This window comes from Psychroflexus longus, assembly GCF_020164595.1.
In the GTDB taxonomy this organism is placed as follows: domain Bacteria; phylum Bacteroidota; class Bacteroidia; order Flavobacteriales; family Flavobacteriaceae; genus Psychroflexus; species Psychroflexus longus.
The window spans coordinates 52,169-72,385 of record NZ_JAIQZE010000003.1 but is presented as its reverse complement, the minus strand read 5'-3'; the positions used below and the strand labels follow the sequence as shown (position 1 = coordinate 72,385).

Below are 20,217 nucleotides of genomic sequence, written 5' to 3'. Positions count from 1 at the left end.
TGTTTTAATTTCTAATTCCTGAAACCCTAAAATTCGTTTTAAATTCCGCAACTTTTCCAATTCTTTTGTATTATCCATAATCCATTGGTTATAATAATTTTAATGACATATAATCTTTATTAATTTATATAAGATAGTGTTTTAATATGGATAACCCTCTATAAATCATGAATTTGTGATTTATAGAGGGTTATTTAAATATTTACCCTAAGAAACAACATCACAGTGAACAGTAAATTAAAAATAGTGCATTCATAATTTACTATTGAGCTGTATACCATTACAAAATCTAAAAGAAACTCTATAAGACTTAAAGGGAGTTCAGTTTACTGAAAAAGAAATGTTACTTTTGTATAAAATCACACTATTTATGCTAAAAGTCGGCGTTTTGGGAGCAGGACATCTCGGTAAAATTCACCTGAGATTGCTCAATGAATCCAAAAAATACAACTTCGTTGGATTTCACGATACCAATAAAACTCATGCCTTAGCCATTGAAAAGGAATTTGGCTATCCGCATTACGAAAGCATCGATAAATTACTAGAGAAAATAGATGTTATCGATATCGTTACTCCAACCACCTATCATTACCAGACTGCCATACAAGCCATAAAAGCTGGTGTGCATGTGTTTATTGAAAAACCTATTACTTCTACTGTTGAAGAAGCAGAAGAGTTGATTGCTTTAGCCAAATACTACAACGTTAAAGGTCAGGTGGGGCATGTAGAACGTTTCAATCCTGCCTTTAGAGCGGCCATTGATAAAATAGATAATCCGATGTTCATCGAGTCACACCGTTTGGCAGAATTCAACCCAAGAGGTACGGATGTGCCGGTAGTTTTGGACTTGATGATACACGATATCGATGCGATTTTGAGCATTGTAGATTCCAAAGTCAAAAGCATTAATGCCAGTGGCGTGTCAATTATTTCTGAAACCCCTGATATTGCCAATGCCAGAATTCAATTTGAAAATGGATGCGTTGCCAACTTAACGGCCAGTAGAATTTCATTGAAAAACATGCGGAAATCCCGTTTTTTCCAAAGAGATGCATATGTTTCAGTCGATTTTCTGGAAAAAGTCACTGAAGTGGTAAAAATGAAAGATGCTCCAAAAGAACCGGATGACTTTGCCATGATTCTTCAAAATGCTGAGGGCGTCAAAAAACAAATTTACTTTGACAATCCTGAAGTGGAAACCAACAACGCCATTCTGGATGAGCTGGAAACTTTTGCCACAGCCATAGAAACAAACACATCACCCATAGTTACTTTGGAACAAGGCACCGAAGCTTTAAAAGTGGCTATGCAGATTATAAAAGCATTTGATAACTAAACATTACAAAATAAACAGATCATGAAAAATATTTCAATTATAGGTGCAGGAACCATGGGCAATGGTATTGCGCATACGTTTGCTCAATTTGATTACAACGTTAGCCTCATCGATGTTTCAAAAGACAGCCTTGATAAAGGCATTGCTACCATAACCAGAAATCTGGACCGTATGGTCAGTAAAGAAAAGATAACTGAGGATGATAAAAAAAGAACATTAAGCAACCTTACCACATTTACCAGCATAGCTGAAGGCTCTAAAAATGCAGACTTGGTGGTTGAAGCAGCAACTGAAAATGAAAAGGTAAAGCTGGATATCTTCAGAGAATTGGATAAAATTTGTCCTTCTGAGGCTATTTTAGCTACAAATACAAGTTCTATTCCCATTACCAAAATTGCAGCCGTCACTGGCAGACCAAAGCAAATAATTGGGATGCACTTTATGAATCCAGTGCCAATTATGAAATTGGTTGAAATCATTAGAGGTTACAATACCAGTGATGAAATTACCAATACCATTGTTGAACTGGCTAAAAACCTTAGAAAAGTTCCTACTGAAGTCAACGACTATCCAGGATTTGTAGCAAACCGAATCCTGATGCCGATGATCAACGAAGCGGTAGAAACACTTTACAATAATGTAGCTGGAGTTGAAGAAATTGACACCGTTATGAAACTTGGTATGGCTCACCCTATGGGACCCTTACAGTTAGCTGACTTTATTGGATTGGACGTTTGTTTGTCAATACTAGAAGTGATGTACGACGGCTTCAAAAATCCAAAATACGCCCCATGTCCATTGCTAGTGAATATGGTAAGAGCAGGAAAACTCGGCGTTAAATCTGGTGAAGGCTTTTACGACTATAGCGAAAGCAAAAAAGCTGAAAAAGTATCTTCACAATTTACGTCCTAACACATGCCTACAGTAAAACCTTTTAGAGCAACTAGACCTACTCGCGATAAAGTAGGTCTAATTGCATCTAAACCCTATGATACCTACACCAAAGCACAGATAGAAGCGCGATTGGATAACAATCCGTTTTCATTTTTGCATATCGTTAATCCTGGGTACAAATACAACAAAGAAATTTCCGGGAAGGAGCGATTTGGACTGGTCAAAAACAGGTTTGAAGAGTTTAAAGAAGATGGAAGCTTTCAGCAGGATGATAAACCATGCTACTATTTACATAAAATTATTTACCGCAATTCAATTCAATTTGTAGGATTTGTAGGCGCGGCGAGTACCGAAGATTATGAGAATAACATCATCCGCAAGCATGAAGATACGCTTAAGAAAAAGGTGGATATTTTTTCTGAATATTTAAAAACCGTAAGGTTTAATGCCGATCCGGTTCTTCTTACGTATCCTGACAATGCTATCTTGGAAAGCATTTCTCAACAACTGATGCAGGAGCGTCCAGAATACGAATTTACGACCACTTCCAGAGAAACACATCACTTTTGGGTGATTGGGAACCTAGACTTTCAGAAACAAATTGAAGCTGAATTTAAGGCTATGGAACATATTTACATCGCCGATGGTCATCACAGAAGTTTATCACATATCGATCTTAAGAAAAAACTTCAAGCTGAAAATGAGGCTCACCAAGGCCATGAAGCTTACAACTATTTTATGGGGTTTTTTATTCCTGAAAGTCATCTCAGAATCCACGAATTCAACAGGTTAGTAAAAGATCTGAATGGGTTGAGCAAAGATGAGTTTTTGATTAAACTCGATGAGCAATTCAAAATTGAAAATTTAAAGCAGAATTACTACAAGCCTTCCAAACCTCATCATTTTAGCATGTATTTGGATGGTGATTTTTATGAATTAAACTTGAGATTCAGAAATTATGATTTTCATGATGCCTTATCCAAGCTTGATGCTCAGATTCTGTATAACACTATTTTAGAACCTATTCTTGGAATTGATGATCTGAGAAATAATGCCAGGTTAGAGTACAGTCAAGGCCAGAAGGACATGGCATATATTAAAGGTATGATAGATAATGGAGAGTTTGAAGTTGGTTTTGGGATGTATCCTGCTAAAATTGACGAGATGAAAACAATTGCCGATGAAGGCATGAAAATGCCACCGAAAACGACGTTTATTGAACCAAGATTAAGGAGTGGGATTACAATTTACGAATTTTAAAACAAGACTACATGGAAGGAACTATTAAAGAACATATCAAATCATTCAAAGATGAGCTTGGTGAAAACATCGACTTGGTTGCCGTGTCCAAAACTAAGCCCAACGAAGACCTGATGCAAGCTTACGAAGCAGGTCAGCGTATTTTTGGAGAAAACAAAGTCCAGGAAATGACCGATAAATGGGAATCTTTACCCAAGGACATTCAATGGCATATGGTAGGTCACGTACAAACCAACAAAGTGAAGTATATGGCGCCTTATGTGGACTTGATTCATGCTGTTCATAAACTGAAACTACTAAAAGAAATCAACAAACGAGGTAAAGAAAACGATCGCGTCATCAATTGTTTATTGCAGGTAAAAATTGCTGAAGAAGATTCTAAATACGGGATGTCCCCAGATGAATTAAGAGCATTTTTGAAAGATGAAAAACTTTCAGAATTGAAAAATGTAAAACTGAAAGGCTTAATGGCAATGGCTACTTTTACAGACGATGAAGACCAAATCCATAGAGAATTTCAAGTCCTACAAGATCTTTACGAAGAAACTTCAAAAACTTATCCCGATTTTAGTATTCTGTCTATGGGTATGAGCGGCGATTATAAAATTGCTATGCAGCATGGCACGACTATGGTAAGAATTGGTAGTTCAATTTTTGGGGCAAGGCATTAGATGTCAGGGCTATGCCCCTTTATGTCATGCTATTATTTGTGCGTTACTAAGATTACAGGGCGCTGCCCTTTTTAAAATGAGGCTACTTTTGCTATTCACCTCAAAGTCACAGAGGACACGGAAATTAGTTTAAAGTAGAATCTAACTATGATTCTGATACGTTTAGTCCTCATCTTATAAATAGACCTCACAGGTTTTGAAAACCTGTGAGGTCTTGTGAATCAAAATTTTAAGTTAGGTCAACTAATTTATCTGCTAGCTGTTTTTAGATACTTCATTCCGCTTTGCAAATTCAGCATGACAAGTAGATCGTAAAAAAAAGACCCTGAAACAAGTTCAGGGTCTTTAAAATTTGGCTAATTCTAATTATTCTAAAAGCATTACTTAATCGCTATTTGTTTTGGTGGTCTTGGTTTCGCTTCTTCACGTTTCGGAATATCCACGTGCAGAACTCCATTTTTATATTCAGCAGATATTTTTTCGCCATCTACTGTGTTTGGCAACGTAAACGATCTTCTAAAGGACTGATAACTAAACTCCTTTCTAGTATAACGCTCACCTTCTGTGTGTTCGTTTTCTTCCTTACGTTCTGAAGAAATGGTGAGGTCGTTATTATTCAATTCGATATTGAAATCGTTTTTATTGAAGCCTGGTACTGCCATTTCTACACTGAATTTGTCTTCGTTTTCCTTGATGTTGACAGAAGGCAAAGTTGTGTTAGTTTCAGAGAAATCTCTGTTGAACATGTCGTTGTTAAATAGTCTATCTAGCAGACTTACTTCCTGATTTGCATAACGTGTTGGTATCATAATTATAAGGTTTTAAAGGTTAATATTAATTTTTACTTATGGTTATTTCAAAATAAATACCAAATTAGTTTTTGACAGAAAAAGTGGATGTTTCAGATGTGTTCTAAGCTTAAAATGAAAAGGTTGAAAGATTTTTAGTGAATTATACGCCAAACTGTCGGCTTTATATGAATTTTAAATGTCATTTTGTCATGTAAATAAAAATCTAGCAGAATTAAATTCAGTATCAACAAATAAAAACCGATGTGATGTAATGCTTAAACTTTCTCTTAGATGGCTTTGAAACAGATTTATATCTTTATTTTTGTGGCTCACTTAAGATAATTTACGCGCATAGATTGTACGCCATACTAGACATAGAATCCACAGGAGGAAAATATAACGAAGAGGGAATCACGGAAATTGCTATTTACAAATTTGATGGGCACGAGGTTGTGGACCAGTTCATCTCCTTGGTGAATCCTGAGAGGAAAATTCAGTCTTTTGTAGTAGGGTTGACGGGCATCAACAATGAAATGCTGCACCACGCGCCGAAGTTCTATGAAGTAGCAAAACGGATTATTGAAATCACGGAAGGCTGCATTATTGTTGCCCACAATGCCAAATTTGACTACAGAATGTTGAGATTGGAATTTGACAGATTAGGCTACAATTTTGAGCGAAAAACTTTATGCACCGTCAAATTATCTAAAAAACTTCTACCTGGATTTGAGTCTTATAGTTTAGGAAAACTGGTGAAAAAACTTGGTATTCCTATCACAGACCGCCACCGCGCCAATGGTGATGCTTTGGCTACAGTGAAGTTATTTAAACTTTTACTTGAAAAAGATACAGATAAAGAAATCATAAGTTCGAACCTGAAGCTCAATTCTATAAGCAGTGTTGACCAAAAGTTGATTCGTTTGATTGAGGATTTACCAAATGCAGTTGGGGTATATTATTTTTCTGATAATCAGGGCGAAATTATTTACGTAGGAAAAAGCAATGACATCAAAAAGCGGGCTAACCAGCATTTTACGAGCGATGCTCCAAAATCTAAAGAAATTCAAGAACACGTTACTTCCATCGATTTTGAGAAAACAGGAAACGAACTTTTAGCTTTGCTCAAAGAGAATCAATCTATCAAAAAACTGAAACCAAAATTCAATTCGGCACTCAAGAAAGATTTATTTTCTCACGGTCTCTATGCATTTACAGACCATAACGGCTACATCAACCTTTGCGTAACCAAACTGAATCCTAAGGAAAGTTATATTACAAGTTTTACAAATTTTCAGCAAGGCAAAGCTTTTATGGAAAGAGCCTTGGAAACTTACGCACTTTGTCAAAAACTGACGGGATTGCATAAGACCAAAGGTGCGTGCTTCAATTACACCATCAAGCAATGTGATGGAGCCTGTATTGGAGAAGAAACTCCCGAAATCTACAATAAGCGCGTGAAGCAACTCATCGACTTTTATGATTATCAAAACAAAAACATGATTATACAAGACAGAGGGCGACATCCTGGAGAGAAAAGTGTGGTTTTAATAGAAAATGGTGAACTTGCCGGTGCTGGCTATACGGAACTCAACTTTCAGGTTGAAAAGATTTCAATATTAAAAAATGTTATCAATCCTATGGAAAATGATAGGGATACGCAACACATCATACAGAGTTACTTGAGAAAAACTCATAAAACAATGAAAATCATCAATTATAAATAACCTTATATGACTTGGAAAGAAAAAGTTCATGAGGTGATTTATGAAGCGGATACCAAAGCAGGAAAAGCTTTTGATGTCGCTCTACTTATCATTATTTTAATAAGTTTAGTGCTGGTCATTCTTGACTCTGTAGATTACATAAGCGCGGAGTATCACTCATTATTCTTAGTTTTTGAATGGATCATCACCATATTTTTCACAGTTGAATACATATTAAGAGTTATAAGCATAAAAAAGCCAAAAAAATATATTTTTAGCTTTTATGGCATTGTAGATTTTCTTTCTACGATTCCACTTTACATTTCACTAATTTTCGCCAGCTCTGGTGCACTTTTGTCATTAAGAGCTCTACGTTTATTGAGAGTTTTCAGAGTTTTGAAGTTGGTGAGATTTACTGGTGCGGGGTCTAGAGTAAGCGTTGCTTTGAAAAAGAGTTTACCAAAAATTTTCATCTTTCTTTACAGCGTTATCATCGTTTCCTTTATTGCTGGTACTATTATGTACCTTGTTGAAGGTCCAGAACACGGGTTTACCTCAATACCTAGAGGAATCTATTGGACGATTGTGACGCTTACCACAGTAGGGTTTGGGGATATTCATCCAGTCACTCCCTTAGGTCAATTTATAGCTACTATCATTATGCTTTTGGGTTACGGTGTCATTGCTGTTCCAACTGGTATTGTCACTGCTGAAATGACTAAAGAAAATATCACTAGAAACACTCAGGTATGCTATAATTGCGGTGAGAAAGAACATAGTGATAAAGCTGAATTTTGTCACAACTGCGGATACAATCTCAATAAACCAAAAAACAAAGAAGAATCCAAAACAGTCGAAAATGAAGACTAACCGTACAAGTCTCATATGTATTGTTGGTCCAACAGCAATTGGTAAAACTTCTTTGAGCCTTAAGCTTGCCAACTATTTTTCTACTGAAATTATTTCAGCAGATTCAAGGCAGTTTTACAAAGAAATGAACATTGGAACAGCAGTCCCTTCTGAAAATGAACTTTCTCAGGCCAATCATCATTTTATTCAACACATTTCGATTGAAGAAGAATATAACGTTGGTAGGTTTGAAGAAGATGCTATTAAAGTTTTGGGCGAAATATTCAAATTAAACTCCAATGCAATACTTGTTGGTGGGAGTGGACTTTATCAAAAAGCAATAACTGAAGGATTGGATTCCTTTCCAGAAATTCCTTCAGAAATAAGACAGAAGTACATTAGGATTTTGAAAAATGATGGTATCAAAAAATTACAAGCTTTACTTCTAGAAAAAGATCCTGAAACTTATGATTCTATTGAAGTTTCCAATCCTCGACGATTGACGAGGGCTTTGGAGGTTATAGAAGCCTCGGGTAAGTCTTTCACTTTTTATCAAAATCAAACTAAAAAACAGCGAAAATTTGATGTGATAAAGATTGGTTTAGACGCCCCTAGAGAAGTCATTTACGACAGAATTGAACAACGAGTAAACTTGATGATAGAGAAAGGTTTGGTAGAAGAAGCAAAAAAACTATATCCATATAGACATCTCAATGCTTTACAAACTGTAGGTTATAAAGAATTGTTCAGTTACTTCGATGGTGAATTAAGCTTAGCAGAAGCCATTTCAGAAATAAAAAAAAATACAAGAAGATTTGCTAAAAGGCAGCTAACATGGTTCAAAAAAGATTCGGAGATAAAGTGGTTTTATTACGAGACACATTTCGAAGATATTATCGCCCATATTAAAACATAAAAAGTCTAATCGTTCTAAACGATTAGACTTTTTATCACTTTGGAACTGAAAAAAGTGAGCTTGTTAAGCACCTCTTCCGTCCGAGCCTTTTACTACCAAACGGAATCCTTCACCGTGAATATTTAAAATTTCCACAGAATCATCTTTTTTCAGATATTTCCTCAATTTGGCGATATATACGTCCATACTTCTTGACGTAAAGTAATTGTCATCTCTCCAAATTTTGGTCAATGCCAATTCTCTTGGCATCAGATCATTTTCATATAGAGCAAGTAAGCGCAATAATTCGTTCTCTTTTGGAGATAGCTTTATAGGCTCCTCATCTTTAAATGTTAAGAATCTCAACTTAGAATTAAGGTGAAAGTTACCTACGCTAAATTCAAATTGCTTGCTGTCTGCAAGTGTATCTGAATTTTTGCGTTGCATGATGGCCTTTATTTTCATCAATAGTACTTCGCTATCAAATGGTTTATTGAGGTAATCATCAGCTCCAACCTTGTATCCTTTCAACACATCATCCTTCATTGCTTTAGCAGTAAGGAAGATAATAGGTATGTCTTCGTTTTTGGCTCTTATTTCCTTTGCTAGGGTAAAACCATCTTTGTAAGGCATCATGACGTCCAAAATACATAAGTCATAATTTCCTTTCTTGAATTTTTCGAAGCCTTCCATACCGTTTTTAGCGTGGGTAACGTCGTATTCATTCATGGACAAATAGTCCTTAAGTACGATTCCAAAATTCGGATCGTCTTCTACTAATAAAATCTTTTTGTTTTCAGTTTCCATATATTTATGATATTAATGGTAATTTAATTATAAATGAACTTCCTTTTCCTTTTTCGCTTTTCACAGAGATGTCACCGTGGTGATCGTCTACTATTCTTTTAACGTAAGAGAGGCCTAAACCATGACCCTTTACATTATGAACATCACCTGTATGTTCTCTGTAAAATTTATCGAATACTTTTTTCTGTACTTGTTTTGACATTCCATTTCCATGGTCGGTGACAATCAGAACAACATAATTATTTACATTCTCTGTCTCTACGTTAATAACAGGGGCATCTGTTGAATATTTTACAGCGTTATCCAAAATATTCACGATCACATTGGAAAAATGTGAGTCATTTGCCAGTATAGTATCCCTCTTTGCTCTGAGGTCTGTTTTAATAACACCGCCTCTATCTTCCACAATCAAGTTGATGTGACTAATAGCATCTTCAATAATTTCATGAAGATTCAATTTTTCTTTATCAATGTCCAGCTCATTTTTTTCGAGCTTAGAAATTCTCAACACATTTTCGACCTGAGCGTGCATCCTCTTATTTTCTTCCCGAATCATATTCATATATCGATCAACAGCTTCAGGATTTTTTGAAATCATTGGGTTTTTTACAGAATCTAATGCAAGATTTATCGTAGCTATGGGTGTTTTAAATTCGTGAGTCATGTTATTGATAAAATCTGTTTTGATCTGAGATATCTGTCTTTGTCTTATCAATTGACCAATTGCTGAAGAAAACGCTAAAACTATCACCAAAGTAAACAATACTGAAAGCCCACCCATCAATGCAATTGATGATAAAATCTGCTGATTCTTATCTTTGAAATTAATGAATAGTTGATAATCTGAAAATTCGTCATTGTAACTATAAACAGGGATACCATAAGTCGATGGTGAATTCAATTCAAAACTTGATGTTCTCACCTTTGTAGATAAAGCATTGCTGTAAATGCCAAAGTCATAATCAGATTTCAGATTTCGCTTATCCATTTGCTCTTCAATCAATTTCTTGATTTCCAAGGTATCTACGCGCTTATGTATTGGAATTTTTGACGCCATTTCTTTGATAGCATCTAGCCACAAATATTTTTGCTCTTCTTCCAGATTATTGATGCGTTCATAACGCTCCATGGCGTTTTGTGAAACACCATCGATTCCATCTCTTCTCATTACAGCCGTTACTTTACGGTTGATAAACTTTTTGAATTCTATAGAATCTTGGTTTTCCGCAAGAAATGGAGATGCTACTTTATAATCTTCTTGGAATAAACGATTTGAATACATGAAATACTCTGTGGAGATCCCATCATCTGGCAACATTTGAAAAATTTCACTAAGCTGAGCTCTTACAGGAGTTTCAGAATCTGCTATGGAAGCAAATTTGAAATAATATTTGTCGATCTCTTCTTTTTCTAATTGCTGAACAACGTTGATAAGAATCTGTTTAGCCCCCATGGAGAACTGCTCTTCGTTACTCTCTACTGTGTTTTTAATCCAGTAGCCTTGAACAAAGATGATCCCTATTAAAGAGACACTCATGAGTACAATTATGAATGTAAATATACGTTTATTCATTTTGCCAAAATTACAGTTTTAACAAAATGCTTTCTCGGTGTTTAACCGAAAGTTAACAAGACAATGCCTTTATTTATCTGAAAAGCTTAGAAACTTTTCATGAAGTTTATTAACCTGTTGTTGAGTTTCTTTTAAATTAATATTTTCTATAATAAAATCTGCTAATTCTTTCTTTTTAGACTCTGGCCATTGAGCTTTCATTCTTGATTCTACATCGGCACTCGTTATATCATCTCTTTCCATCACACGTTTAATTCTTAGATCTTCGGGTGCAGTTACAAGAATTGTGTAGTCAAAGTCTGAAGCTCTATTCTTTTCAAATATAATTGCAGCTTCATAGATAATATATAAAGCTTTTTGCTTGGATAGCCATCTTTCAAAATACGTATGAACTTTAGGATGAATTATGGAATTCAGTCTTTCCAAAGCTTTACCATCATTGAAAACTATTTTGGCAAGTTCAGTTTTGTTAATCAGGTTTTCAGAATTCAACTTAACACCAAAAACCCGTGAAACTTCCGAAGAAACTTCGGGCCGATCAAGTATTTTTTTAGCTTCAATATCGGCTGTAAAGACGGGAACATTTTTGTCCTTAAACATTTGCGCAACTGTAGTTTTGCCGCTTCCAATTCCTCCAGTGAGTCCAATTTTTATCATCGTTTAATTAAATAATCGACTTTATAATTTTCGAGAGAAACGTTCTTGACAAATTTCGGCTGCTTTACGAGTTCTAAGATCATAAAATCTTCATCTGGCTCATATTTAGCGACTACCTTAAAGCCAGATTCATCTATTTTCTCATAGTTTGATAAACTGGTCTTGAAATTCACTGTAGCGGTTTTAGGAAAAATCACGAACTCTTCATTGCTCGCATTGTTTTCTACATCAATAGGAATTTCGAAATTACCTTCTGTAAATTTGGCAACAGGCAAAGTATACTTAACGGTTTCGACCAGATAATTAATCGAAACACTATCGATTTTTTGAATATTAACAGTCCCGTATAAAGTATCTGAAATATCTTTTAGATTCTTCCTCTCAGTTGAGATAAATTCAAGCTTTTTCAAAATGGAGACGTTTCCAGAAACTTCAATATGACTTGGATCGAAGCTGAAATTTTTAATTGAATCGTATCCCTTGCTGAAGCTAACTTGAAAGTTTGGTTTTATTTTTAATTTTTTTGTGGTCAACTTAAAAAAAGTAAAATGAAGGCTGTCCTGAAGGATTTCTAATTCACCGGATGAAACCCTTAATGGCTTTTCTATTTTGGATTTATTCTGTTTTAGATTGAATGTATAAGCATTACCAATAGAGTCCAGTTCATCAAAATTTAAGGATAGGGTCGAGTTGAAAAGATTAATAAATAAGATCTTAAAACCTGTATGATTGACTTCTACTGAAATATCCTGAGATTTGTCTTCGATAACTATATGCTGAGGAACTTCTTTAAGCTGAAAGGACAATTTCACCTCGTGATTATAGGTTTTCGACATTTGAACAAAAATCCAGATAAGTAAAGTAAATCCTATGAAAAAGAAAAAAGCTTTATAGTTTTTCTTTTTGAGGTTGGTCTTGAGATTATCAAACTGTTTATATTTACTCATTTATCTAAAAAATAGTTTTGGAAATGTTTTTTCAGGAATTTGCTTTAATATACATATTTTAAAGTAACTCAAAATAAATCCAGCACCATAACTCATAAATTGAATATTTGTTGAAATTACTGTGAATAAAGCAATTTTTAAATTCTTGTAGTCTACAAGACTATCGACGAATATCAAGAAATTATAAAGCGCATAAAAATAAAATATAAAATCAAGCTTAAATAAAAGCAAGACCAAGCCTATTAATAATCCTATACTGTAAACAAACGGAAACCAATAGGTCAACTTTGAAGATTCTGGATAACGTGATATTAAAATTGGTCGAGCTAAACCAAACTTATAAACTTGCTGCGAAAATTTTTTAAAATCTGTCCTTCTTTTATGGTACACATGTGCGCCATGTATGTATCCAACTTTGAATTTTAACTTTCTTAGCCGAATTGATAAATCCGGGTCTTCACCAGGATGAATTCGACCAAAACCTCCAGAATCAAGAAAAGCCGCTTTGGAAATTCCCATATTGAAACTTCTTGGTTCGTATGATCTGGAAATTTTAGACTGCTTACCTCCTCTTATCCCTCCGGTTGTAATTACAGAAGTCATCGTATAATCTATAGCTTTTTGAATTGAACTAAAAGACTCTAAAGCCTTATCTCCACTTCCATAACAGTCTAGATAGTTTTCAGATAAAGCTTTGGATATCGTTTTTAAATACTTTTCAGGAACTATAACATCACTGTCCAAAATAATAAAATAATTTCCTTTGGCTTTGTCCATTCCAAAATTTCTTGAATCACCAGGTCCAGAATTTTCTTTATAGTAATAAGAAATATTTAGTTTTCCAGTGAAATCGTCAACTACCTCTTCACAAGTGTCTTGAGAACCGTCTTCTACAATTACAACTTCAAAACTTCTATCGAGCAAAGTGAGACTTTCCAGTAATTCTTTGATTTCTTGAGGCCGGTTGTATACAGGAATAATAAATGAAAAATGAAGCTCTACCATGCTGTAAAGATATTACAAATAAAAAATCCCGAAGCTTTGCTTCGGGATTGATAGTGAAAAATATCTATCTAATTTTATTCTTCCATTTCTTCCATAATTTCCTGACTTACACCCATATTTGAGAATCCTCCATCGTGAAATAAATTTTGAAGGGTAACTTTTTTGGTAAGGTCAGAAAATAAAGTCAAAGTATAGTCTGCGCACTCCAATGCTGTTGCATTACCAAGTGGAGACATCCTTTCTGCATAGTTCATAAATCCTGTAAACCCTTTCACACCTTGCCCAGCAGAAGTAGGAGTTGGAGATTGTGAAATCGTATTCACTCTTACTTTTTTGTCTTTTCCAAAAAAGTAACCAAAACTTCTGGCTACAGATTCCAAATAAGCCTTATTGTCGGCCATATCATTATAATCTGGAAAAACACGTTGAGCTGCCATATAGGTAAGAGCGACAATACTTCCCCACTCGTTCATAGCATCTTTCTTATACAGAGTCTGCATCAGTTTGTGGAAAGACATTGCAGACACATCCAAACCTTTGTGAGTCCAGTCATAATTTTGATCAGTGTAGTGCTTGCCCTTTCTAACGTTAATGGACATTCCAATAGAATGCAAAACAAAGTCCAATTTGCCTCCTAGAATTTCTTGTGATTTTTCAATCAGATTCTCAAGGTCTTCAACTTTTGTAGCATCAGCTGGTATAACTTCAGAATTTGTTTTTTCGGCAAGCGTATTAATAGTTCCCATTCTCAAAGCTACAGGAGCATTGGTTAGAACAAATTCAGCTCCTTCTTCATGAGCGCGTTCGGCTGTTTTCCAGGCAATAGAATTTTCATCTAAGGCTCCAAAAATTATCCCTCGCTTTCCTTTTAGTAAATTATATGACATAGTCTGATTTTTAATTTAGTGCTGTAAAGTTAATCATTTTAACAAAGATTGAGCATGTGCCAATGCAGATTCAGAAGTTTTATCTCCTCCAAGCATTTCGGCAAGTTCAACAATTCTTTCTTGATGTTTTAAAATTTGAATATTGGTTTGTGTTCTTTCGTTTTGAACAGTTTTATACACTTTGAAATGCTGTTGACCCATACCAGCAATTTGTGGTAGGTGAGTGATAGAAATCACCTGAAGGGATGTAGACATTTTTTTCATAATCACTCCCATTTTGGTAGCTACATCACCTGAAACTCCTGTATCTATTTCATCAAACACTATACTCGGTAGATTATCAAATTGAGCTAGAAGACTTTTGATTGCCAAAGTAATTCTTGACATTTCACCTCCAGAAGCGACACGCTTAATATCTTGTGGCTCACTTCCCTTATTGGCTGAAAATAACCACTCAAAATTATCAGCGCCCTTCGGAGTGAATGCAGTGTGTAAAGTTCCTTTTATGACAAGTCTTGCGTCAGGAATTCCTAATTCACTCAACATCTCCTCCACCACTTCAGTTATCGTTTTGGTAGTTTTTGATCGGCTTTCAAAGAGTTCTTTAGCTAGCTTCGTAAGCTTTTCTTCTTGCTTGTTGATTTTTGATTCAGCTTCTTGAAGTTCCTTTTCAGCGTTTTCTTTTACGGAAACCTGTAGATCAAGATCTTCCCTTACATCAATTAAAGCCTGAATATCTGAAACATGATGCTTTTTCAGTAAAGTATAAATTTGTTGAAGTTTTTCATTTACTTCCTCAAGAGCTTTAGGATCTGCATCTAAAGATTCCAATTGATTATGAGTTTCATAGCTTATATCTTCAGCCTCAATTAAAATACTTTCAACTCTTTGATAAAGCTCTTCAAGGCTTGGATCCAACTGTGAGGCTTTACGAAGTTGCAAATTTACTTCTCTCAATTGTGCCACGACCCCAACAGATTCGTCGTCTAGTTGTTGATACGATTGTCCTAATTTTTCCTGAAGCTCTTCTACATGACTCAGCTTGCTTTGTGTAGATTCCAATTCTTCCTGAAGTCCTGGTTTAAGGTTCGCATCAGTTAGTTCTGAAAGCAAAAAAAGATTATAATCGTAAGCTTCATCAGCTTTAATTTGATTGGCTTTTAGCTCATCAAATTCCTTTTTTAATTTATTGAGAAGCTTGTAATTTTCTTTATACAGCTGCTTGAGTTCTGAATTTTGAGCTACAGTATCTAAAACATCGTATTGATAATCCTGATTTCCTATCGATAGCGTTTCATGCTGAGAATGGATATCTATAAGATGAATACCAAGTTCGCTTAGATTAGAAAGCTTCACAGGGGTATCGTTTACAAAAGCTCTAGATTTTCCTGAAGGTAATATTTCTCGCCTGACGATTGTCTCTTCTTCATAATCCAAATCTAAATGATCAAACAGAGATTTTAAATTGAAAGCACCAATGGAAAACTGACCTTCAATGACACATTTTTTTTCAGAATTCCTAATAGAATTTAAGTCTGCCCGCTTACCAAGTAATAGAGAAAGTGCTCCAAGAATGATAGATTTACCTGCACCTGTTTCACCAGTTATAATTGAAAAATTATCGGTAAATTCAAGACTTATGTCTTCAATAAGAGCAAAATTTTTGATCCCAAGAACTCTTAGCACAAATAAAGATTTTAGAAATTAAATTGTAAGCTAATCTACTAAATATTGTGAGATCTACACTATAATTAGTTGGCTATCATACGCCATTTTCGATTATGAACCGGAGCGATTTGATTTAAGGTACTTACAGTAGAACCGATATTCATTTCTGGTCCGCCACTCAATATTTGCATTATTTCATCAGATTTTGCATCAAAGAAAATCCTGAACAAAGCAGCATTAGGTCTGCTTTTAGAATTTTCAGAAATCAAATTTATAGCAGTCAGGATATTTTCTTTCCCGCTTTCTAAATCTTGATGCATCACATCCAAACCTTTTCTGTGGTAGATGTATAATGCTTTTCTAAAATTGGAAAAATTACCTGAGAGCAAATCTCTATTAATCCCAAACCTACTTTGAGAAGCTCCAGAGTCTGCCCAGCCATTACCACCTCTTTGTCCAGCTGCGTTTACAATTTTCCTAGCTTCTTCATAAAATACGGTTCCTCCGTCCTCCACAAATGAGTCTGCATCATATCCCAAAATAGTGTATATGTAAAAACTAATAGTGGAAATTAGATTATTGTTGAATACGTTTGGATCGTAATTAAGAGGTTCAAACTCTTTATAGGTGAAATTAAAATCATTGTCTTTGATGTTCAGTAAAATTGAATTCATCGAAGATCCAAAGACAGGTCGCGATGATTGCACTTGAAGAGTCGCCTGAAAATTGTCGGAATCGTAAGCCTGTATTATAACATTAAAACTGCACTTAATTTTTTGGTGAGGTTTTAAGTTGGAATCGGTCCATTGAGTGTTATTGATGAATTCAGAAAGATCTCTTTCTAAAGTTGAAAAAATTGACAGTTGATTCCTACCTGTTTGTTGCGCATCCAGAAAAACTTCGGCTTCAATAACTTGAGAAAAAGCTACAAAAGGAAAAAAAATCGCAATCAATACACATTTAAAATTCATCAATCGACAATTTTAAGAATGAAATTCATGATATCTGAAGCAACTTCAGATTTAGGCTTGGTTTCAAAACGAATTATTTCTGATTTTGTTATAATCTTGATTTTATTGGTGTTTTTCTTAAAACCTGCTCCCTTGTCATTTAAAGAATTTAAAACGATGAAGTCTAAATTTTTCTTGTTTAGTTTAGCTTTCGCATTATTCTCCTCATCATCGGTTTCTAAGGCAAAACCAACTAAAATCTGGTGTGTTTTGTTATCACCTAAAGACTTCAGGATATCTGGAGTAGGCTCCAAATCGATTTGCATCGCATTTTCAGTCTTCTTAAGTTTTTTATCAAATTGTTTTTTTGGCTTATAATCCGACACAGCAGCTGAAGCAATGACAATATCTGATTTCTCGAAAAGAGATGTTGCAGCCTCATACATTTCTTGAGCACTCACAACATCAATTCTATTCAGGTTGCTGTGATTTAAACTCAAATGTGTCGGTCCTGAAATTAAATTCACCTCAGCTCCAAGTTTTAAAGCTTGATGTGCAAGCTCGAAACCCATTTTTCCGCTGGAATGGTTACCGATAAAACGAACTGGGTCAATAGCTTCATATGTAGGGCCTGCTGTAATGGTAACTGTTTTGCCGTAAAGTGGGAGTAGTGATAGAATGTCTTTTTCCAAAAAACTTACAATATTTTCTGGCTCTGCCATTCTTCCTTCACCAACAAGCCCACTTGCTAGCTGTCCAGATTCAGGTTTTATAAACTTATTTCCAAAACTTATAAGTCTGTCAATACTTGCTTTGGAAGATTCATGTTTATACATGTCAAGATCCATAGCAGGGGCAAAATAGACTGGACATTTCGCTGATAAATAAGTTGTTAGTAATATATTATTAGCACTTCCAGTTGCCATCTTGGACAAGGTGTTGGCTGTTGCAGGCGCTATTAACATTAGGTCAGCCCATAATCCTAGATCTACGTGGTTGTTCCAATTTTTCTCCTCGTCTGTAAATGAAGAGACCACAGGATTTTCGGAAAGTGTTGAAAGGGTAAGTGGTGTTACAAATTGTTCCGACTCTGGCGTCATCACAACTTTGACATCTGCTCCAGCTTTTTTGAGAAGTCTTACTAGGAATGCAGATTTATAAGCGGCAATGCCACCCGTAATTCCTAGTAGGATATGCTTGCCGCTTAAAATACTCATCGATAATACCTTTTATTCTTCAGTATTTTCTTTGGTGTTTCTATAGTAAATTTTGTCATCTAGCCATTCGTCCATTGCAATAGAGTGTGGCTTAGGTAGTCTTTCGTAATATTTAGAAACTTCAATCTGCTCCTTATTTTCAAAAACCTCATCAAGATTTTCATTGTAAGTTGCAAATTCATCCAATTTCTCCAAAAGCTCCTTTTTCATCTCAACATTGATCTGATTGGAACGCTTAGAAATAATTGAAATGGCCTCGTAAATGTTCCCCGTTGCAGAATCTACTTTATTTTTATTAATAGTAGTTGTGCTTAATGGAGCGTTGGTGTGTTTGATATTTGAATTCATAATTCTGTTAAGGTATTTGTTCGTTCTTCTATGTCTGTTGCATATATTTTAGCTTGCTCTGATAATTCAGTACCACTAAAATATTTGATGTAATCTTCATAATAAATCTTTGCTTCTGCCAAACGTTCTGGCACAAGCGATGAAATACTATTTATGGCTAAAATGTAAGCGGATTCAAATTTGTAGAAAAAAGCCTTTTCTCTATACTTAGATCCTGGAAATTTAAGTATGAAATTATCAAAAGATTGAATAGCAGCTTTATATCTTTCTGTGTGGTGATATTGTTTTGCTATTTCGTAAAATTTCTTTTCTATTTTGATACTTAATTCCTGTATCATTTCATTAGCTGACACAAAGTGTTCTCCGTCGGGATACGTATTGATATAAAATTGAAGTTTGGATATCGCTGTTCGTGTGTCTTCTTGATCTTTGCTATAAATAGGGGAAACTTCGTAGTAACTTTTTGCACTTTTGAAAAAAGCCTCTTCTACTTTCTCACTATTGGGGTATGATTTTGAAAAACGTTCGAAAAGATAACCTGATAAAAAGTAATCTCCAACTAAATAATGTGCATTAGCGTTCATATAACTCACCTTTTCCCCAGATGGCTTACCCTTATACTGAGGTAAAATTTGATCAAATAATCGAATAGCTTTTCTGAAATATTTGTTTTTACCAGTCTCAATTCCCTTTTCATAAAACTCATTGGAAAGCTCATATTTAGGGAGAATCTCTTTTTCTTTTAAGACCTTCTGGTATTCACTACAAGAAGTAAAACCGATAGCTATTATGAGTAAAATAATTAAACGCTTCATAAACTTAAATATCGTGCAAAATTAGGGATAAATCTTCGATAATAAAAACGCAAGCTTTTTCAGCTTATTTCAATTGATTTATAAAAACACTTAAAGCAGATTTTAATTCTGAAGTTGCTTTTATCAAAGGTAACCTGACATCACTTTCAGTTAACTTTTTAAGCTCCAATACAGATTTAATTCCGGCTGGATTACCTTCTTTAAAAATAAGATCGATGCCGTCCATCAACTGAAACTGAATCTGGTAAGCTTCTTTTACTTTTTTCTGTAAACCAAAATTCATCATCTTAGTAAATTCAGAAGGAAAACCTTGAGCCATCACTGAGATTACACCAGCACCACCTGCGAGAACCATTGGCAAAGCAATCATATCATCTCCAGAAATCACAAGAAAGTCTGTAGGTGTATCTCGGATCATCTCCATAGCCTGGACAATATCTCCAGCTGCTTCTTTTATACCTACTATATTATCAAACTCGTTCGCTAACCGGGTAACCGTAAGCGGTAACATATTAGACCCTGTTCTTCCAGGAACATTATAAAGAATAACAGGGAGTGGTGATGCTTTAGAAATTGAAGCGAAGTGCTGATAAATTCCTTCCTGTGTGGGTTTATTGTAATAAGGAGAAACGGATAGAATTGCATCAAAACCGTCAAGGTTTTCTGTAGACAGATCTTTTACAACTTGAGAGGTATTGTTACCTCCCACTCCTAAAACAAGCGGCAACCGCCCATTGTTTTCTTTTTTAATTATAGTTTTTACGAGTTCTTTTTCAAATTTAGAAAGAGTTGCATTTTCTGCAGTAGTACCCATAACTACTATATAATCTACTCCATTTTTAATTTGAAATTGAACCAAACGTCTTAGTGCATTTTCATCAACTTCATTCTCTCCAGTAAAAGGTGTTATAAGAGCAACACCTGTTCCCATGAATTCTTTCATC

Annotated in this window: 20 protein-coding genes; 7 read left to right on the top strand and 13 right to left on the bottom strand. The window is 34.9% G+C overall.

Translation table 11 applies throughout. The features are described from left to right. Positions 1-370 precede the first annotated feature (370 nt). The 4 genes from LB452_RS04215 to LB452_RS04200 are packed head-to-tail and all read left to right on the top strand — an operon-like array spanning position 371 to position 4,161. Complete coding sequence (locus LB452_RS04215) at positions 371-1,336, top strand: Gfo/Idh/MocA family protein (protein ID WP_224460480.1); 966 nt, start codon at positions 371-373, stop codon at positions 1,334-1,336. A gap of 21 nt (positions 1,337-1,357) precedes the next feature. Beyond that, positions 1,358-2,248 (top strand): 3-hydroxyacyl-CoA dehydrogenase family protein, encoded by an 891-nt coding sequence (locus LB452_RS04210; protein ID WP_224460479.1) that lies wholly within the window; start codon positions 1,358-1,360, stop codon positions 2,246-2,248. 3 nt (positions 2,249-2,251) lie between these two features. Then, positions 2,252-3,490 (top strand): DUF1015 domain-containing protein, encoded by a 1,239-nt coding sequence (locus LB452_RS04205; protein ID WP_224460478.1) that lies wholly within the window; start codon positions 2,252-2,254, stop codon positions 3,488-3,490. A gap of 11 nt (positions 3,491-3,501) precedes the next feature. Further along, entirely contained in the window at positions 3,502-4,161 is a 660-nt protein-coding gene (locus tag LB452_RS04200) for a YggS family pyridoxal phosphate-dependent enzyme (RefSeq protein ID WP_224460477.1), read from the top strand. A 380-nt stretch (positions 4,162-4,541) separates the two neighbouring features. Here the strand turns inward: LB452_RS04200 and LB452_RS04195 are convergent, their stop codons facing one another. After that, entirely contained in the window at positions 4,542-4,970 is a 429-nt protein-coding gene (locus tag LB452_RS04195; protein ID WP_224460476.1) for an Hsp20/alpha crystallin family protein, read from the bottom strand. Between the two features lie 338 nt (positions 4,971-5,308). On the opposite strand from LB452_RS04195, the gene LB452_RS04190 reads away from it, so the two are divergent. Genes LB452_RS04190 through miaA form a run of 3 tightly spaced genes read left to right on the top strand, consistent with a single transcriptional unit; the run spans position 5,309 to position 8,420 of the window. Further along, the gene (locus LB452_RS04190; RefSeq protein WP_224460475.1) at positions 5,309-6,676 is read left to right on the top strand and encodes an exonuclease domain-containing protein; all 1,368 of its coding nucleotides are present in this window, start codon (positions 5,309-5,311) and stop codon (positions 6,674-6,676) included. Positions 6,677-6,682: 6 nt separating this feature from the next. Beyond that, positions 6,683-7,525 (top strand): ion transporter, encoded by an 843-nt coding sequence (locus LB452_RS04185; RefSeq protein WP_224460474.1) that lies wholly within the window; start codon positions 6,683-6,685, stop codon positions 7,523-7,525. Next, on the top strand, positions 7,515-8,420 hold the full coding sequence (miaA, locus tag LB452_RS04180) for a tRNA (adenosine(37)-N6)-dimethylallyltransferase MiaA (protein ID WP_224460473.1): 906 nt from the start codon (positions 7,515-7,517) through the stop codon (positions 8,418-8,420). The genes LB452_RS04185 and miaA overlap by 11 nt, the downstream gene beginning before the upstream one ends. 63 nt (positions 8,421-8,483) lie before the next feature. On the opposite strand, the gene LB452_RS04175 is transcribed toward miaA, so the two are convergent. The 12 genes from LB452_RS04175 to dapA form a co-directional block, all read right to left on the bottom strand. Beyond that, positions 8,484-9,206 carry a response regulator transcription factor gene (locus LB452_RS04175; protein WP_224460472.1) on the bottom strand — a complete coding sequence of 241 codons (723 nt, stop codon included), beginning with the start codon at positions 9,204-9,206 and terminating at the stop codon, positions 8,484-8,486. 4 nt (positions 9,207-9,210) lie between these two features. Further along, the gene (locus LB452_RS04170) at positions 9,211-10,779 is read right to left on the bottom strand and encodes a sensor histidine kinase (protein WP_224460471.1); all 1,569 of its coding nucleotides are present in this window, start codon (positions 10,777-10,779) and stop codon (positions 9,211-9,213) included. Between the two features lie 69 nt (positions 10,780-10,848). Continuing rightward, entirely contained in the window at positions 10,849-11,436 is a 588-nt protein-coding gene (gene coaE / locus LB452_RS04165; protein WP_224460470.1) for a dephospho-CoA kinase, read from the bottom strand. Beyond that, positions 11,433-12,383: a YbbR-like domain-containing protein gene (locus LB452_RS04160; RefSeq protein ID WP_224460469.1), complete on the bottom strand. Its 951-nt coding sequence runs from the start codon at positions 12,381-12,383 to the stop codon at positions 11,433-11,435. The genes coaE and LB452_RS04160 overlap by 4 nt, the downstream gene beginning before the upstream one ends. After that, the gene (locus tag LB452_RS04155; protein ID WP_224460468.1) at positions 12,384-13,388 is read right to left on the bottom strand and encodes a glycosyltransferase; all 1,005 of its coding nucleotides are present in this window, start codon (positions 13,386-13,388) and stop codon (positions 12,384-12,386) included. A 74-nt stretch (positions 13,389-13,462) separates the two neighbouring features. Next, complete coding sequence (locus LB452_RS04150) at positions 13,463-14,275, bottom strand: enoyl-ACP reductase FabI (RefSeq protein ID WP_224460467.1); 813 nt, start codon at positions 14,273-14,275, stop codon at positions 13,463-13,465. A gap of 33 nt (positions 14,276-14,308) precedes the next feature. Further along, on the bottom strand, positions 14,309-15,961 hold the full coding sequence (recN, locus tag LB452_RS04145) for a DNA repair protein RecN (protein ID WP_224460466.1): 1,653 nt from the start codon (positions 15,959-15,961) through the stop codon (positions 14,309-14,311). Between the two features lie 65 nt (positions 15,962-16,026). Beyond that, positions 16,027-16,914, bottom strand: coding sequence for a type IX secretion system protein PorD (gene porD, locus LB452_RS04140; protein ID WP_224460465.1), 888 nt, complete (start codon positions 16,912-16,914; stop codon positions 16,027-16,029). Next, entirely contained in the window at positions 16,914-18,110 is a 1,197-nt protein-coding gene (coaBC, locus tag LB452_RS04135; RefSeq protein WP_224460464.1) for a bifunctional phosphopantothenoylcysteine decarboxylase/phosphopantothenate--cysteine ligase CoaBC, read from the bottom strand. Before coaBC ends, porD begins: the two co-directional genes overlap by 1 nt. Before the next feature lie 12 nt (positions 18,111-18,122). Further along, positions 18,123-18,458 (bottom strand): DNA-directed RNA polymerase subunit omega, encoded by a 336-nt coding sequence (locus LB452_RS04130; protein ID WP_224460463.1) that lies wholly within the window; start codon positions 18,456-18,458, stop codon positions 18,123-18,125. Then, positions 18,455-19,273 carry an outer membrane protein assembly factor BamD gene (locus LB452_RS04125; RefSeq protein ID WP_224460462.1) on the bottom strand — a complete coding sequence of 273 codons (819 nt, stop codon included), beginning with the start codon at positions 19,271-19,273 and terminating at the stop codon, positions 18,455-18,457. Before LB452_RS04125 ends, LB452_RS04130 begins: the two co-directional genes overlap by 4 nt. A gap of 64 nt (positions 19,274-19,337) precedes the next feature. Continuing rightward, positions 19,338-20,216: a 4-hydroxy-tetrahydrodipicolinate synthase gene (gene dapA, locus LB452_RS04120; RefSeq protein WP_224460461.1), complete on the bottom strand. Its 879-nt coding sequence runs from the start codon at positions 20,214-20,216 to the stop codon at positions 19,338-19,340. Between the last annotated feature and the right edge of the window lies 1 nt (position 20,217).

Excerpts from the sequence above, each read along its gene's own strand:
- LB452_RS04215 (WP_224460480.1), top strand. The coding sequence starts at position 371 with ATGCTAAAAGTCGGCGTTTTGGGAGCAGGACATCTCGGTAAAATTCAC.
- LB452_RS04210 (WP_224460479.1), top strand. The coding sequence starts at position 1,358 with ATGAAAAATATTTCAATTATAGGTGCAGGAACCATGGGCAATGGTATT.
- LB452_RS04205 (WP_224460478.1), top strand. The coding sequence starts at position 2,252 with ATGCCTACAGTAAAACCTTTTAGAGCAACTAGACCTACTCGCGATAAA.
- LB452_RS04200 (WP_224460477.1), top strand. The coding sequence starts at position 3,502 with ATGGAAGGAACTATTAAAGAACATATCAAATCATTCAAAGATGAGCTT.
- LB452_RS04195 (WP_224460476.1), bottom strand. The coding sequence starts at position 4,970 with ATGATACCAACACGTTATGCAAATCAGGAAGTAAGTCTGCTAGATAGA.
- LB452_RS04185 (WP_224460474.1), top strand. The coding sequence starts at position 6,683 with ATGACTTGGAAAGAAAAAGTTCATGAGGTGATTTATGAAGCGGATACC.
- miaA (WP_224460473.1), top strand. The coding sequence starts at position 7,515 with ATGAAGACTAACCGTACAAGTCTCATATGTATTGTTGGTCCAACAGCA.
- LB452_RS04175 (WP_224460472.1), bottom strand. The coding sequence starts at position 9,206 with ATGGAAACTGAAAACAAAAAGATTTTATTAGTAGAAGACGATCCGAAT.
- LB452_RS04170 (WP_224460471.1), bottom strand. The coding sequence starts at position 10,779 with ATGAATAAACGTATATTTACATTCATAATTGTACTCATGAGTGTCTCT.
- coaE (WP_224460470.1), bottom strand. The coding sequence starts at position 11,436 with ATGATAAAAATTGGACTCACTGGAGGAATTGGAAGCGGCAAAACTACA.
- LB452_RS04160 (WP_224460469.1), bottom strand. The coding sequence starts at position 12,383 with ATGAGTAAATATAAACAGTTTGATAATCTCAAGACCAACCTCAAAAAG.
- LB452_RS04155 (WP_224460468.1), bottom strand. The coding sequence starts at position 13,388 with ATGGTAGAGCTTCATTTTTCATTTATTATTCCTGTATACAACCGGCCT.
- LB452_RS04150 (WP_224460467.1), bottom strand. The coding sequence starts at position 14,275 with ATGTCATATAATTTACTAAAAGGAAAGCGAGGGATAATTTTTGGAGCC.
- porD (WP_224460465.1), bottom strand. The coding sequence starts at position 16,914 with ATGAATTTTAAATGTGTATTGATTGCGATTTTTTTTCCTTTTGTAGCT.
- coaBC (WP_224460464.1), bottom strand. The coding sequence starts at position 18,110 with ATGAGTATTTTAAGCGGCAAGCATATCCTACTAGGAATTACGGGTGGC.
- LB452_RS04130 (WP_224460463.1), bottom strand. The coding sequence starts at position 18,458 with ATGAATTCAAATATCAAACACACCAACGCTCCATTAAGCACAACTACT.
- LB452_RS04125 (WP_224460462.1), bottom strand. The coding sequence starts at position 19,273 with ATGAAGCGTTTAATTATTTTACTCATAATAGCTATCGGTTTTACTTCT.
- dapA (WP_224460461.1), bottom strand. The coding sequence starts at position 20,216 with ATGAAAGAATTCATGGGAACAGGTGTTGCTCTTATAACACCTTTTACT.